Annotated in this window: 15 protein-coding genes and 1 riboswitch; of the genes, 4 read left to right on the top strand and 11 right to left on the bottom strand. The window is 50.2% G+C overall.

Features of this window, described 5'->3' with window-relative positions:
* Positions 1–157 precede the first annotated feature (157 nt).
* On the bottom strand, positions 158–1,066 hold the full coding sequence (lipA, locus tag skT53_RS04230) for a lipoyl synthase (RefSeq protein WP_200759922.1): 909 nt from the start codon (positions 1,064–1,066) through the stop codon (positions 158–160).
* Positions 1,067–1,234: 168 nt separating this feature from the next.
* Here lipA and skT53_RS04235 point away from each other — a divergent pair, with 168 nt between their 5' ends.
* Complete coding sequence (locus skT53_RS04235) at positions 1,235–1,516, top strand: DUF2627 family protein (RefSeq protein ID WP_200759923.1); 282 nt, start codon at positions 1,235–1,237, stop codon at positions 1,514–1,516.
* Positions 1,517–1,532: 16 nt separating this feature from the next.
* Here skT53_RS04235 and skT53_RS04240 read toward each other — a convergent pair whose 3' ends face one another.
* The 7 genes from skT53_RS04240 to moaA form a co-directional block, all read right to left on the bottom strand.
* Complete coding sequence (locus skT53_RS04240) at positions 1,533–2,483, bottom strand: MraY family glycosyltransferase (RefSeq protein WP_200759924.1); 951 nt, start codon at positions 2,481–2,483, stop codon at positions 1,533–1,535.
* Positions 2,473–3,192: a glycosyltransferase family 2 protein gene (locus skT53_RS04245; RefSeq protein WP_226375329.1), complete on the bottom strand. Its 720-nt coding sequence runs from the start codon at positions 3,190–3,192 to the stop codon at positions 2,473–2,475. The genes skT53_RS04240 and skT53_RS04245 overlap by 11 nt, the downstream gene beginning before the upstream one ends.
* 62 nt (positions 3,193–3,254) lie before the next feature.
* On the bottom strand, positions 3,255–4,124 hold the full coding sequence (locus tag skT53_RS04250) for a copper transporter (protein WP_200759928.1): 870 nt from the start codon (positions 4,122–4,124) through the stop codon (positions 3,255–3,257).
* Between the two features lie 13 nt (positions 4,125–4,137).
* Positions 4,138–5,310 (bottom strand): putative cytokinetic ring protein SteA, encoded by a 1,173-nt coding sequence (steA, locus tag skT53_RS04255; RefSeq protein ID WP_226375330.1) that lies wholly within the window; start codon positions 5,308–5,310, stop codon positions 4,138–4,140.
* A gap of 395 nt (positions 5,311–5,705) precedes the next feature.
* Complete coding sequence (locus skT53_RS04260; RefSeq protein WP_200759931.1) at positions 5,706–6,233, bottom strand: hypothetical protein; 528 nt, start codon at positions 6,231–6,233, stop codon at positions 5,706–5,708.
* Entirely contained in the window at positions 6,230–6,724 is a 495-nt protein-coding gene (gene moaC / locus skT53_RS04265; protein WP_200759933.1) for a cyclic pyranopterin monophosphate synthase MoaC, read from the bottom strand. The genes skT53_RS04260 and moaC overlap by 4 nt, the downstream gene beginning before the upstream one ends.
* Positions 6,725–6,774: 50 nt before the next feature.
* Positions 6,775–7,812, bottom strand: a complete 1,038-nt coding sequence (moaA, locus tag skT53_RS04270; protein WP_226375331.1) for a GTP 3',8-cyclase MoaA — start codon at positions 7,810–7,812, stop codon at positions 6,775–6,777.
* Positions 7,806–7,937: riboswitch (molybdenum cofactor riboswitch) on the bottom strand. It overlaps the preceding gene by 7 nt.
* 106 nt (positions 7,938–8,043) lie before the next feature.
* Between moaA and moaD the strand changes: the two genes are divergently transcribed.
* The 3 genes from moaD (at position 8,044) to skT53_RS04285 (ending at position 11,562) form a co-directional block, all read left to right on the top strand.
* Positions 8,044–8,748, top strand: a complete 705-nt coding sequence (gene moaD, locus skT53_RS18405) for a molybdopterin converting factor subunit 1 (protein ID WP_200759934.1) — start codon at positions 8,044–8,046, stop codon at positions 8,746–8,748.
* A 28-nt stretch (positions 8,749–8,776) separates the two neighbouring features.
* A complete protein-coding gene (locus skT53_RS04280; RefSeq protein WP_200759936.1) occupies positions 8,777–9,802 on the top strand; it encodes a ThiF family adenylyltransferase in 1,026 nt (341 codons plus the stop codon).
* 155 nt (positions 9,803–9,957) lie between these two features.
* The gene (locus skT53_RS04285) at positions 9,958–11,562 is read left to right on the top strand and encodes a methyl-accepting chemotaxis protein (protein ID WP_200759938.1); all 1,605 of its coding nucleotides are present in this window, start codon (positions 9,958–9,960) and stop codon (positions 11,560–11,562) included.
* Positions 11,563–11,572: 10 nt separating this feature from the next.
* On the opposite strand, the gene skT53_RS04290 is transcribed toward skT53_RS04285, so the two are convergent.
* The 3 genes from skT53_RS04290 to skT53_RS04300 are packed head-to-tail and all read right to left on the bottom strand — an operon-like array spanning position 11,573 to position 14,100.
* Entirely contained in the window at positions 11,573–12,667 is a 1,095-nt protein-coding gene (locus tag skT53_RS04290; RefSeq protein WP_200759939.1) for a GerAB/ArcD/ProY family transporter, read from the bottom strand.
* A gap of 15 nt (positions 12,668–12,682) precedes the next feature.
* Positions 12,683–12,901: a hypothetical protein gene (locus skT53_RS04295; RefSeq protein ID WP_200759940.1), complete on the bottom strand. Its 219-nt coding sequence runs from the start codon at positions 12,899–12,901 to the stop codon at positions 12,683–12,685.
* A complete protein-coding gene (locus tag skT53_RS04300; RefSeq protein WP_200759941.1) occupies positions 12,898–14,100 on the bottom strand; it encodes a Ger(x)C family spore germination protein in 1,203 nt (400 codons plus the stop codon). Before skT53_RS04300 ends, skT53_RS04295 begins: the two co-directional genes overlap by 4 nt.
* Position 14,101: the final 1 nt, after the last annotated feature.

Raw genomic sequence — 14,101 nt, forward strand, 5'->3', positions numbered from 1 at the left:
TCTGCTTAGCCAACAGCTCTACGGAGCACGCCGTTTAAGTGAACGCGGAGGCGTTTACTGGCTCTGACGCTAAGCGGACGAGCGGGGCCGCTTCCGGAAATGGCGCAGAAAAAAGAACCCCCCGCAGATACGAGGGACTCGTGTGCATGAGCAACAATCAGGAGTTCGCTTCCGCATGCTGCACCTGTTCATGTGCATGATACGAACTGCGCACCAGCGGTCCCGATTCGACATGTTTAAAACCGCGTTTCATACCTTCTTCTTTTAACAATGCAAACTCCTCGGGCGTCCAAAAGCGAACGACGTTCAGATGTTTCTTGGTCGGTTGCAAATATTGGCCAATTGTCATAATATCGCAGTCGACCGCCCGCAAGTCGTCCATCGTCTGCAGGACTTCCTCAAACGTTTCACCAACTCCCAGCATGATGCTCGACTTGGTGGGGATGTCCGGCTGCAATTCCTTCGCGCGGCGAAGCATTTCCAACGAACGTTCATATTTGGCTTTCGAACGAACTTTGTCTGACAGACGTCTGACCGTTTCCACGTTATGGTTCAAAATATCGGGACGGGCATCCATTACCACCTTCAGAGCGTCCCAATTGGCTTGGAAATCGGGGATCAGCACTTCCACCGAGCACAACGGCCGTTTTTCCCGGATTGCCCGGATGGTTGCGGCAAAAATAGCCGCTCCCCCGTCAAGCAAATCATCGCGCGCCACAGAAGTAACTACCACATGCTGCAATCCCATTACTTCGACCGATTCGGCCACACGGCTCGGTTCTTCCCAATCCAGTTCGGTCGGCAAGCCGCTTGTCACCGCGCAAAATCGGCATGCCCGCGTACAGACGGAACCAAGAATCATAAAGGTCGCTGTCCGGTTCGCCCAACATTCGAAAATATTCGGGCAGCGCGCTTCTTCACATACGGTATGCAGCCGATTGCCGCGCATCAACTGTTTCAACTCGGTAAAGTTTTGGTTTGTATTTAAACGAATCTTTAACCATTCGGGTCGCCGCAAAGGTTTTTCCCGCTCTTCTTCATTAGGCAAAATGTTCAGTTCTTCCATAACGAATCACCTCCGACTGACAATCAGAAACCTATCGTGCTTCCATCATAATCCTATTCGCAGAATATGTCGAGTTAGCCGCCTTACATTTTGGACCAGGCGCCAATTTCATTTTTACAAACGGAGCAAGTTGCGGTATAGTGAAGGCGTTGGAAAGGAAGGTATCTGATGCTTCGATTGATTTCATGGCTGATATTAATTGGAATATTCTTATTGGCGGGGTACGGTCTCAATTTGATCCGGGTTGCGGTCATGGATAAAATCGCCGATCCTTCTGCCATCATCTGGTGGCGCGTTTTGATCGGTTCCTTCCTGATGGTCGGTGGCCTCTCTTTTTTGGGCGGATTCCTCTTTTATCGCGATAAAAAACAGGGCCGCGTCCGCAAGCCAGTCTGGAAAATCAAAAAAGAGCAGGAGAAAAGACAGCGGCAGCAGCAGGAATCGAAATAACGAAAAGCGCGTTCCGTCAACGCGCCTGCTCCTGCAAGGTCTCTTCCAGACCCAGGTCGTCCCGTTCCATCCGAACATCTTTCCGTCCCAGCCGATCCAGCCAATTGAGCCAGCCGGTCCGTTCAATCACACGGGTCAAAGAATGTTTTTCCGTATACAGATGGACAGCCAGCAATGCGGTCAGCACGGTGACAGTGCCTGGCAAATCGAAAGAACGAACCACCAGATATCCGATCATCGCTCCCAAAAAATTGGATCCTGCATCCCCCATCATCGTCCGGGCTCGTATGTCGGCCGGTAAATAGGCGACCATTGTACCGAAAATGGCCAGCAGAAAAACGGTCAATTCACTCGGCACGGCAAACAGCAGCAAAATCAGCTTGCCCATCGCCCCCTTCAACGCTCGGCCAGGTCGAACGTCAAGCAGGTTGATCCAATTTGCCAGTAACGCAATCACACATCCATCCACAACAATCGAAAGCAGATTGCCTATGGACCATCGAAACGATTCATCCACTCCATCCATCACGATCAGAAAAGACAGTACCGTACCGCCGACTGCTTTCAATAGCCCTGTTGTCAGTTCGCCGTGCCGGATCCATTTCATTACATGTCCTTTCAATCCGCTTGCTTCCCGCGACCCCACCGTGTCGTCCAGGATTCCCAGAAACCCCATGCCAAACGCCAGCACCAGCATCGGCTCGCTGTCCTCCGAATCGGCCAGGGCCGGAAAACCGCTCCATTTTTCGAATAGTACAAGCAAGCAAACGGTTAACAGAAATGCCAGAATCAAAACGGCTCCCGACCCGGTGGAAATTCGCTCTCCCCGATAGTTGGGCCGTACACACCCCGACTTTTCCAGCATGCGGCAAAAAGGGGGCAGCAGCATACGCGTAAAACCGGCTCCCAGAGTGAATCCGGCAGCCGCTGTCAAACAACCGATCCAGCCCGCCATATTATATGCCATCGCTTTCCTTCATACGGGTCGAAGAGTCCTCCGGAACTTCCCAATACGGATCGTTCCCGCGTTCCAAAAGCGCTCGCAAAATATGAACAAACTGTCTGCCACGGTGGCAAAATCCTTTCCACGTTCGGCCGTATTCCCGATTTTTCATATGGACCGGAACCTCAAGCAGCCGATAGCCCGCCCGCAGTGCGTCAATCGTCATCGCCACTTCCACCCCGTATCCGTCTGCGAGGTTTAAATGTTGAATCAGCTCTTTACGAAACGCCCGTTGACCGGACAAAGGCGCATGCGCCGAAAATCCGGTTGTCCGATAAATCCCCCATTTTGCCACCCCTTTGACAATCCCGAACCCCTGCTTGCCCACCGCTGGCGGGAACGCCGCAATCGTCATATCGGCGTCCCCGCGCAGCACCGGATCGATCAGTTTGCGGAGCTCCAGCGCCCCTTCTTTTATATCCGCATCAAGCAGTACGACCATTTCGCTTTGTATCGATTGAAATGCCGTTTTCAACGCTTGCCCCTTGCCAAAATTCTGCTGATGCCAAACGACCCGGGCTCCTGCCCGAATCGCCTCCGACGCCGTCTTGTCAGACGAGCCGTCATCCACAACCAAAATTTCATCCACTTCCGGCAACATTCGGATATACCGAATCGTCTCTGCAATAGATTCTGCTTCATTATAGGCGGGTACAACCACTCCAGTTTTCATTCGATCCACCTCCGTCTGACCTGTAGAATCAAAAGCTCGCTTTTTAGATTGGAGCTCGCGCTTTAGATACGCAAGTCGGGAACGAGTTGGTCGGCAGTTTGCTTGACACCGTAACTGCCTTGCTGTCCTCTCAACAGTTCAATGATCGAAATCATCCCGCTCATCTGATCCAGATTGTCAACCGTCGGAACACCCAATCTGCGGTATATCGAAATGACAGACAATTCGCTGTCTGAACGCTCCGCTCCAACGATCCGGATCTTTTGTTTCTGCAGTTCTTTAATAAACGGAATGTCAAACAAATCCGATCTCGTCGATTCCTGCTCCGATTCACTGCAGAGAATCAAGACGGCATCCGGTTTCTCATCCAATCTCCCCTGCATATCAATCCACCCTTGCTTCTGCAAAAAAATCGGCCAATCGCCTGATGACAACCCTGTCATACTGTTGGCCAGCACTTGTGCCGAATGGGCCAATAGCGTTCCACCGTTCGTTTCATCCGGTGTGCCGAGGCCTCGCGCCAATACGGGGAGAGTTGCATGAGTAAGCAGTTCGTTCGGTCCTTTTACTTTGACGACCGCTTGCACCTCGGCGCCGGCCATCTCCAGCCAATCGCCAACTTTTTCAAAATTCCCTTTTTCCAACTGCACCATGATAATCTTTTTCCCGGCTAACTTTCCTCTAATGTAAGAGGGTGACAACTGTTTCAGCACATCTTCCAACTGTTCGTTTCGCTTCATCAGATCTCTGGTCTTGCGGCTCCATTTCACGTTCTCTGCCTGGGAGGCATAATATTTTTCTTCCAATCGTTGAAATAAGACCGCCTGCTGGGCGGGGAACAGATCTTGCGCAGCCCCGCCGAGCAAAATTCCAATTCCGAGAGCCATAAAAACGGAGATCACCGTCACCACGTGGTAGCGAAAGCCAATCACGGCAGCACCCCCCTCATGAAAACGCCAATCTCATCTGCCAGTAAATAATTCGAAGGATATTTCGTATGATCGGATTGACAGCTGCCAAAACGGCCACTGGCAGCATGCTGGCCAACACGACACACACCAAAGCAGTCCAGGACATCCGCTGTTGGTACAGTTGGCTCACCCCTTTTGCATCGACCAGCTTCGGGCCCACCCGCAATCGGGTCAACAGTGTGCTCGCCATTCCTCGTCTCCCTTTTTCCAGAAAATCAATCATATGGGTGTGCGTGCCGACTGCTACGATCAACTCGGCTCCCGCTTCATGTGCGATCAGCATGGCAATATCCTCGCTCGTTCCGGGGGCCGGGTACTTGTGCGCATGGAGTCCCAATTTCTGAATGCGCGCCCATCCAGGCGCCCGTCCGTCGAGATAGGCATGGACAATCAGTTCGCCTCCGCTTTTCAACGCATGATCTGAAATCGAATCCATATCACCGATGATCAAATCAGGTTGGAAACCGGCTTGCAGCAATGCGTCCGCGCCCCCGTCCACACCGATCAGCACCGGTTTCTGTTCTTTTATATAATGCGAAATCGTGCGCAAATCCGCTTGGTAGGTACTCCCCCGCACCACAACCAGTACATGCTTGCCTTCGATTGCAGTTCGCAGTTTAAGAGTCGGCAATGACCCCAGGAAAAATGATTTTTCCTTATTGGCATGCTGCAGCGTATTTTCCAAAAAATTTTCCAGTTCTTTCGCCGCATTCTGTTTTGCAATCGCCGTTCGGAGGACGATCTCCCGTTTCGTCAGAATCTCCGCCTGCCCCACATAGCGGTCACATACATAAAGCGAACGGTCCAGAATCGTCATCGGATCCCCGTCTTGTACAAAGTCGAGAAGATCAGGCCGTTCATCATCCCCCAGGTCGGTCATATCCAGCAGCGGGATACCCGCTTGCAACAGCAGCAGCGGGCCGCGATTTGGGTACCGAGCAGTGATCGAACAGCGAGTGTTCACCACCGCAGAAACCTTTGCCTGAATTAAACCTCTTGCCGCCATTTCGTCAATATCTTCATGCGCCAAAACGGCAATATCCCCCGGTTGCAAACGGGGAATCAAACGTTTCGTTTTCAGATCGCTGCGCACCGGGCCCGTAATCCGAATGTGTTGCTTTGGGGCCCATTTCGGAAGAATCGTCACGCGCTCCATTTCCTTCCTGTTGGATTCTGGCGATTTCTCCCAATTAGTATGGATTTCCAGAATATTTTTCATACAAAACGATACAGAATACTTTTTGAGCCAGGCTCACTTGCAGCTTTGGTGGAAAATCAAGTCGGAAAGGGGAATCTGCATGAACCCGAACAACTTACCGCTCGGTTCGGAAACAGCAGGCGATTGGCAGCCAGAACAAAGCCATTCGGAAGATTTCCTGGAAGACATTTGAGGGGACAGACCGAATGCTTAACGAAGGTGGCGGTGTAACGGACTAGGGTTCTCCTTCCGACACTCGTTTCCGCATTTGCATCTGTCGGCGGAACGCAACATGCAAAACAAAGCGGGGTCTTTAGAAGCCCCGCTGTTTTGCAGATTTCCGCTCAATGTGTGGCATTTGGGTTTACCGTATCAATCTTGGCCAGTTCAACATCTTTCACATGAAAAGTTTTCAGTATTCGGTACATTTGAATCTCACGCACTGCATCTGCCGTATGAATATCTGGTCTCGTTTCGGTCAGCGCAATGTGCAGATTGCCGTCCGGATCCTGTGACGCCGATTGGATCTGAAATTTGATCGCCTTACTTTTCGGCTTACTGACCACTACCAGGTAGTCATACGTGTTAAAATCAAGGTCAGTGGGTTTGGTGGATACCCCCAGTGTTTGTGTGAACGGATCCAGAACCCCCTGCCAAAAACGATCCATTGAGCCGGAATCTGTGAACAAACGAATCTCATACTGTTTGTCCGATCCGGACAATCCAGTAACGTTCGCACTAAACACCGTCGACACCCGTTCCAGATTGGAAATTCTGTCGGGAAACTGTCCCGTGCTTTGCTGCGGTGCACAGGATGATAAAATAAATGCCGTAAATAAAAGAAAAACGGCTACTCCTAGCCGCAGTTTCATAGTTGATTCCCTCCGTCACGCTTGTAATGCCCGCTTTTGCCGCCCAATTTCTCCAACAGGCAAACCGTCTGGATTTCCATCCCCTTGTCAATCGCTTTACACATGTCATAAATCGTCAGAGCGGCCACAGACACGGCTGTCAACGCTTCCATTTCGACCCCTGTGACACCGGTCACTTTCGCGGTACCGTAAATATCAATAGCATTTTGTTCTGGCACCGCTTCAAACCGAATGTCGACCTTTGTCAGCGGCAGGGGATGGCACATCGGAATTAAATCAGACGTCCGCTTGGCGCCCATTATACCTGCCACCTGTGCGACCCCCAAAACGTCTCCTTTTGCCATCGTGCCCGCCTGGATACGCGATAACGTTTCCGGCTGCATCACAATTCTTCCGTATGCGACAGCCGTCCGCTCGGTCGGCCGCTTATCCGTTACGTCCACCATGTGGGCCCGGCCCTGTTCATTAAAGTGAGTCAATTCGTCGTTCATTCACAGCCACCCATTCGTTTAATGTGTGCCAGACGGCCACCCTGTCTCTGTTAGCCGCCAATCTGCGACATGCGGCGAACGGTCGGTTCATGGCTGAGGTCTTCGCCAAACAGAACCTTTGCCATTTCATGGCTTTCCGGCTTGATGTCAAGGGCACGGAAGAACAGATCTTCCAACGCCTGATCGTTGCCTATATAGCGGCGTACATTAAATTCGTCCTGCCAAAACAAGCAGGGTTTGATGTTCCCATCCGCCGTTAAACGAAGCCGGTTGCAATTTTCGCAAAAGTGGTCGCTCACCGGATGAATCAGTCCCACCGTGCCTTTCGCGTTTGGTAACCGGAAATACTCGGCCGGTCCGTTGCCAAACACCGCTTGTGCAGGGGTCGGAGGCAATCCAAGCGCCTTGCAGCGTTCTTTCACATAGTCAAGCGACAGGTACAGGTTGCGCCACCCATCGTCATCATGGCCGATCGGCATATATTCGATAAAGCGAATATGAACGTTCCGTTCGATCGACAGGCGGAGAAAATCATCCACTTCGTCATCGTTAAACCCTTTCATTAAAACGACGTTCAGTTTAATCGGATGAAAACCGACTTCAAAAGCGGCTTCCAGTCCGGCCAATACTTTGTTTACATTACCGCCGCGCGTAATCGAGGCAAACCGTTCCTGCTTCATCGAGTCAAGTGAAATGTTGACTCGCGTCACCCCGGCCTCTTTCAGCGCGCGCGCTTTTGGTGCAAGAAAAATGCCATTTGTGGTCAGCGCAATATCCTCTATGCCAGGGATTGCCGATAAACGTGCCACCAACTCTTCCACACGCGGCCGGACGAGCGGTTCTCCGCCAGTCAACCGCAGGCGGCGCACGCCCAATTTTGCCGCCACACGAACGACCGATTCGATTTCATCAAACGTGAGATGTTTGTCGTTTTCCATAAACTGCATGCCTTCTGCCGGCATACAGTAGACACAGCGCAAATTGCACCGATCTGTCAATGAAATCCGCAAATAATCATGCTTTCTGCCAAACTTGTCCGTAAGTGTTTGAGGCCGGCTCGCTTCTGGCACCATTTCTAACATTTCCATTGTTTTAATCTCCTTTCCAAAGGTGGGAGGACACAGCGTTTCCCCTGTATCCCTATCGATCTGCAATCCGTTACAAAAACAGAAGCTTCTGTGGCAGGACGGCAGATTCGGAGATGCGGTTCCAAAACGTGTTGCCAAACGGAACCAAAAACTTTATTGTAATAAGTATTATACCATAACGCCTTTGATTCCTCCTGCCTATTTTAAGTTATTTTTTCGGGGTGAAACTAAATGTTGTGCAAAATCCGTTTTTTTGCCGGTGTGGCGGAAGCTGCCGGACAGCGCGAACACACGGTGGATCTGCCGGAAGGGTCTGCTGTGAAAGATCTGATTTCGAAACTGCAAGAGGAATTCCCACAGGCAGCCGACCTGTTTGGCAAAAGTTTTTTTTCGGTGAATCAGGAGTACGCCGATCCCTCTGTCATCATCAAAGCGGGTGATGAATTGGCAGTAATTCCTCCTGTTTCCGGCGGGTCTGGCGAAAATCCCAGAATTGAAATCACAACCGAACCGCTGTCGGCAGACAGCATCATTAAAAAAGTGTCCAATCCATACGCGGGAGCGATTCTTACATTTGTCGGCACCGTCCGTGAATTTACACAGGGCCAACGAACCATCCATCTGGAGTACGAAGCCTATCCGGAAATGGCGATTCGCAAAATGGCCGAAATCGCGACCGAGATCGAACAAAAATGGCCCGGAACGCAAGTGGCCATCAGTCACCGGATCGGCAAACTGGACATTGAGGAAGCATCTGTCATCATCGCGGTAGCAACGCCGCACCGGGCCGCTTCGTTTGAAGCCGGCCGCTACGCTATTGAACGTTTGAAACAAATCGTTCCGATCTGGAAAAAGGAAGTATGGGAGGACGGTTCCGAATGGAAGGGCCATCAACAGGGCCCGTGGAATCCACTGGCAAATCCGCTCGAGTCCTGATTCGGAAATTCTGAGGGGGACGGAGAAAATGGATCGTATACGCTACTCAAGACAAATTTTGTTTGCTCCCATCGGTGAGCCCGGCCAACAAAAACTGCTTGACAGCAAAGTGGCCATTGTCGGTATGGGGGCGTTGGGAACCGTGCTCGCCAACCATATGGTGCGGGCCGGTGTCGGTTACGTAAGAATCATTGACCGTGATTTCGTCGAAGCGAGCAATCTGCAACGACAGATGCTGTATGATGAACAGGACGCCAAATTGGGACTGCCAAAAGCCGCAGCGGCAGCCGACAAACTTCGCCTGATCAACTCAGGGGTTACAGTTGAGCCTGTGATTGCCGATTTAAACTGGCAAAACGCGGAACAGCTGCTGGCTGACGTTGATCTTGTACTGGATGGCACCGATAATTTTCAAGTTCGCTTTTTAATTAACGATGTGTGTGTCAAACATCATATTCCCTGGGTATATGGCGGCGGTGTCAGCGCACACGGCATGACGGTGACGATACTCCCGGAAGAAACGCCCTGTCTGCGCTGTCTGTTTGAATCGGCGCCCGCCCCTGGCACTACGCAAACCTGCGACACAGCGGGAGTGATTGGCCCGTTGATCCATATTGTGGCCTCCTTCCAGGCGGTGGAAGCGATGAAAATCCTGGTGGGAGATACAGAATCGCTGCGGCCTTCCATGTTAAATCTGTCGATCTGGGATCACTACCTGACCGAAATCAATGTGGCAAACGCGCGCAGAGCGGATTGTCCCTGCTGCGGCAAAAAACAGTTCGAATATCTGGAGCCCCGTTCCGGCACGGAAACAACCAGTTTGTGTGGACGCGACACCATTCAGATCGTTCCTGCTGAACGGCTCGCTCTTAATCTTGACTTACTGGAGAACAGGCTGACGCCTTTGGGAAAAGTGGAGCGCAACAAATTCCTGCTGCGTTTCGAACCGGGCGAACAGCGGATGGTGATTTTCCCCGACGGGCGTGTGCTGGTGCAAGGTACTGACGATCCTGCTTTGGCCAAAACGCTTTACGCAAAATATATTGGAATGTAACACCGGCTCCGCATACAGCGGAGTTTTCTTTATCTTTACCGCCATCGTCAGATAAGTTAAAAAATATACAAAAACATACAGGATATTACACATTGCATGCAGAACTATAAAATAGATTAGGCTAATGTGTCTATGCATCGGGAGGGTGACCTTTTATGAACACAAATAGCAAACGTGCAAAAAGATCGCTGCAAAAAGTCCAACAAGCGGTTGCCGAAACGGAACGTTTGTTGCGTACATTTTCATTGGCGGAGGCGACGCCTCAGCTCCGTGCCATTTATGACAAACTGTTGGATAACGATGAATATTTTGTCCTTGTCACCCCTGACGGACTTGGCGTCATACATACGAATCGCCTGCGGGAAGGGATGTGGTTTAACACCCCGCCCGAACTAAAAGCAGCGCAAACAACGAAACCGCTTACATGGGTATATCATCGCAATACAGGGGAGATTTTATTGGATACTGCCCATCCGGTTATGGTTGAGGGCAAGCCCTGTTATAGTCTCCGTTTGGGAACCGTCATCCCTCCCCTCTCCTATTACTGGAAACTGTTCGGCACATTTAGTTTGCCTGCCCTGGCAGGAGTATTTGGCATTTGGTTTGGCAAATCGCTTCATGCGGAATTGTGGATCACCCTGCTTATCGTTCTTCTGACCGTCCTGATGAGCCTGTTTACATTCAAAACGTTCATGAAAAACCAGAAAAACTGGATATCCGTAACGAAAGCGGTCTCCGCCGGAAAACTGACCGTTCGCGCCGAAACGAAACGACGTGATGAATTGGGTCAATTGTCATTTGAAATCAACAAACTGGCAATAGGGATGCATTCGATCATTAAAGTCCTGCAAGATGCTTCGCTTTCCACACAGTCGATCAGCCAGGCGCAGCAGGACATGGTCAATCAACTGGTTTCCGCCTCTCAACAGTTGTCCGCCAGTTTACAGGAAATCAGCAGCGGCTCGTTCGATCAAACCCGTTTGGTGGAAGAAACAGTCGCTATTTTGAAAGAAATGAACCAAAAAATCCGGCAGACAGGCAGCGAACTGAAGTTGACAAGCGAGTCGTCAAAGCAGGCGGAGTCATCGGCCCTGCGCGGATCAGAGAAAACATCGGAACTGTTCAAGCAGATGCACCAGATCGAAAAAGCCAGCTTGACAGCCCAAACTGCCATGCAGGAACTGGAAACGCAAGCAACCGGAATCGAGCGGATGATTTTGGACATTCGGGAAATTGCGGAACAAACGAATCTGTTGGCGTTAAATGCAGCCATCGAAGCGGCCCGGGCCGGTCAGGAAGGCAGAGGCTTCGCCGTTGTCGCCGATGAAGTGCGCAAATTGGCCGTCCGTTCTGACGAAGTGGCTTCCAACGTGATGGAGATGGCCGGGACCATTATTCGAAAATCTCACGAAACTTCAGAGATCGTCAAATCTGAACAGCAGGAAGTCCAGCAAGGCTTGTCTATTCTGGAAGAACTTCGTTCCCTGATGCAGCTACTGAATGAAAAATCGTCCGTTGCCGTCGGCCAGACCGAGCGCACCGCATCCATCATGCAGGAAATTCTTCGCGAGATCGACCGCGTGGAAGAAAAAGTCGAACAAGTAAGCCACATCTCCTCCAATTTCGCTTCTTCCGCACAGGAAGTGGCTGCGGCGGGTGAAACACAGCACCAGGCAGCAGCGGCAGTGCAAGAACAAACGCAACGCCTGCGTGACGTATCCGATCAAATCCACCATATCGCAGAGCGATTCGAATTGTAAAGAAAACAACTCAGGCTGCATTGGCTTTTTTTCGTAATGATGGCTGTTTGTTTTTCTTCGGTTTCAGAACGAAGAAAAGCAGGATCGGAATGAATAACTCAAATACCAACGCCAGTGCAGTCCAGGATATATTGAAATCCATCAATTGAATCGTATTTTTAAAAAACCAAAACGAACAAACCATGGCGAACGCTGCAATCGGTGTCGTTAACAATTTGACAGAAACGTCCGGCAGTATACGTTTCAAACCGTGACACACGACGTAAAGACTAACGCTGATTTTCGTAAGCATCGCAGGCATATAAATGCCGATTATCAAGATATCAAACCGATCCAAAAAGTCGGTCAGCCGGATTTGGCGAACCATTTCATAATTGGGGTACACGCTATGGGCGGACAGATTATTCCCCAACGCCAGTATGTCCAGTACAATCAGTATTTCCAGCAGAAGCACCCCGAGCACTAAACCGTAGAATCCTTGCCGAAAACGAAATGTTGGGTTTGAAAATATTAGAGGGAGAACCATGATTTTGCCTAAGTACGAAACCGCTAGCCAGCTCCCCTTTAACGTCGGAAGCAGTCCATTTTCGAACAGCGGCAATAGGTAATGGTATTCAAAATCTTTTACAGTTACAATCGGAATGATCAGAATCACTGCAATCAAAATCGGCAAAAACAATTCAGTCATTCGTGCCACAATTTCGATTCCCCCACGTGCGATTATTGCTACCGTAAAAAAAATCAGAACCGATATGATAATCACTGGTGTTTGCGGCAGTAGGACCGTATTGATAAAATCGACAAATATCCGAATGTCGCGCAACAGGACGAAAAAGAAAAACAGGACGTATAGAAAAGCCACTACTCGCCCCCATACCCGAAAGCGTCCAATCATCGCCTCGAACAAATCCTGCTTCGGAAAACGCTTCAACACGATCGACAGAAGCCATAGGGAAACTATAGCAACTATCATGGCGGGAAAATACGCTAACCATGCGTCTTGCCTGGCAACCCCAATAATTTGGGCAGGCAAACTCAACGATGTTACAACGAGAACATAACTGACACCGACCATCATGAGCTGGCGTTCGGAAATTTGCTCCAACTTAGGTTACCTCCTTTAATTGAAAGGATTAAAAGGCTTAAGCATTCTCTCCAGCACATCCGCCGGGCGAAGGAAATGAATAACACGAAATACATACACCCATAGAAAGCCACTAATTCCAAGTAAAACGAACGTGATCCAACGGGTTGTTTTGGAAGCTTGTCTTAATTGTGGCCATTCAACGAGTAAAATAACGCCTGTTACGCCTACAACTTGCAGCACCAGCATAATCATTCCTGCATCTCTCCCTGTCGACGGCCAATCGGTTTCGTGGCCATTCCCGTGTGCAAAATGTGTACCATTGGTTCAACCCGAACTTTCATTTGTGCATACTGTTTCTCCCAGTCAATGCGTAGTCGCTGCCATTCATCAGGATTTCTGCGATAAATCATATCCCCAAATCCAATCGGATCGGAATGATAGACGGTTTGCAGATCCTTGACGGTTTTTTCAATATTTTGTTTTAGTTTTTTGGCGACTTCTTCTTCCAAAATCGATAAATTTGCATCTCGGGAAGTATCGTATAACGACTCATTTTCGGTGATCGTGCCACGGGCTACAATCTGTATTCGCATGATGATTCCGTTTTTCGAAAAGATCGGAGTTACCTGTGACTTCGTTTCGGGAAACTCGACTGAAATTTCTCCGTGCCTCTTCGGTGCTTCAATCGTTAGGGTCGGAGTTTTCGCTTGATCCATTGCCAAAAGGACGGCGGAAGCGTCTTCATCGGTCAAAATACCCGCTAACTGATTTCGTTTATTAAACACTGCCAATCCAACGATTTTGATATTGGTCCGGGGTTCTCCTTCCGGGCCAGGTCGTGTCTTGTAGACATCCACCACAGGAAGAGCCAGATCGATTCCATCCAACACCATCGTCTCGATGACATGCTTTAAGGTTCGAGGCTTCTTCATCGAACTTTGTGCCAGTTCCCGAATCATTTCGGATGGAAACTGCTCCATGGGAGTTTTCGCATTCAAGACATCTCGCGCGGCGCCTCTTGCCACCACCATAAAAGCGGTCAGACGTTTTTGGGGGACCCGTGCGAATGCATCCAGGATGGATTCCACGCCGTTTTTGGCCATATCTTGCCCGACGACGACGACTCGTTGATGACCAAAATACAACTGACGGGAAGCTGCTCTCTGCAGTTTCGCAACTGCATCGCGACTATTCATGCCCAAAACGGAGTCCACATACCAGCGTTTGTCGCCGCTGGTTCCCCCTCCTCCTCCTCCGCCGCCGCCGACAACACCTCCCATTTGGCCTGGGAGTGGAATCTGAACCGAAATGCGAAATTTGTCTGGCGGCTCTTTGTCAATCGCAGTCCCAACCAGGAAGGCCACATCATTGATTTCCTTACGATCCCAACACCCCGTAAGTAAAACGGAGCCAAGAAGTACCATACAAAGCAACAAGGCTTTTTTTTGCACC

Origin of the sequence: Effusibacillus dendaii (assembly GCF_015097055.1) — a bacterium.
Lineage (GTDB): Bacteria > Bacillota > Bacilli > Tumebacillales > Effusibacillaceae > Effusibacillus > Effusibacillus dendaii.

Coding starts and splice junctions, on each gene's coding strand:
- moaA (WP_226375331.1), bottom strand. CDS start 7,812: ATGGAAATGTTAGAAATGGTGCCAGAAGCGAGCCGGCCTCAAACACTT.
- skT53_RS04260 (WP_200759931.1), bottom strand. CDS start 6,233: ATGAAACTGCGGCTAGGAGTAGCCGTTTTTCTTTTATTTACGGCATTT.
- skT53_RS04295 (WP_200759940.1), bottom strand. CDS start 12,901: ATGATTATGCTGGTGCTGCAAGTTGTAGGCGTAACAGGCGTTATTTTA.
- lipA (WP_200759922.1), bottom strand. CDS start 1,066: ATGGAAGAACTGAACATTTTGCCTAATGAAGAAGAGCGGGAAAAACCT.
- moaC (WP_200759933.1), bottom strand. CDS start 6,724: ATGAACGACGAATTGACTCACTTTAATGAACAGGGCCGGGCCCACATG.
- skT53_RS04285 (WP_200759938.1), top strand. CDS start 9,958: ATGAACACAAATAGCAAACGTGCAAAAAGATCGCTGCAAAAAGTCCAA.
- moaD (WP_200759934.1), top strand. CDS start 8,044: ATGTTGTGCAAAATCCGTTTTTTTGCCGGTGTGGCGGAAGCTGCCGGA.
- skT53_RS04280 (WP_200759936.1), top strand. CDS start 8,777: ATGGATCGTATACGCTACTCAAGACAAATTTTGTTTGCTCCCATCGGT.
- skT53_RS04235 (WP_200759923.1), top strand. CDS start 1,235: ATGCTTCGATTGATTTCATGGCTGATATTAATTGGAATATTCTTATTG.
- skT53_RS04240 (WP_200759924.1), bottom strand. CDS start 2,483: ATGGCATATAATATGGCGGGCTGGATCGGTTGTTTGACAGCGGCTGCC.
- skT53_RS04245 (WP_226375329.1), bottom strand. CDS start 3,192: ATGAAAACTGGAGTGGTTGTACCCGCCTATAATGAAGCAGAATCTATT.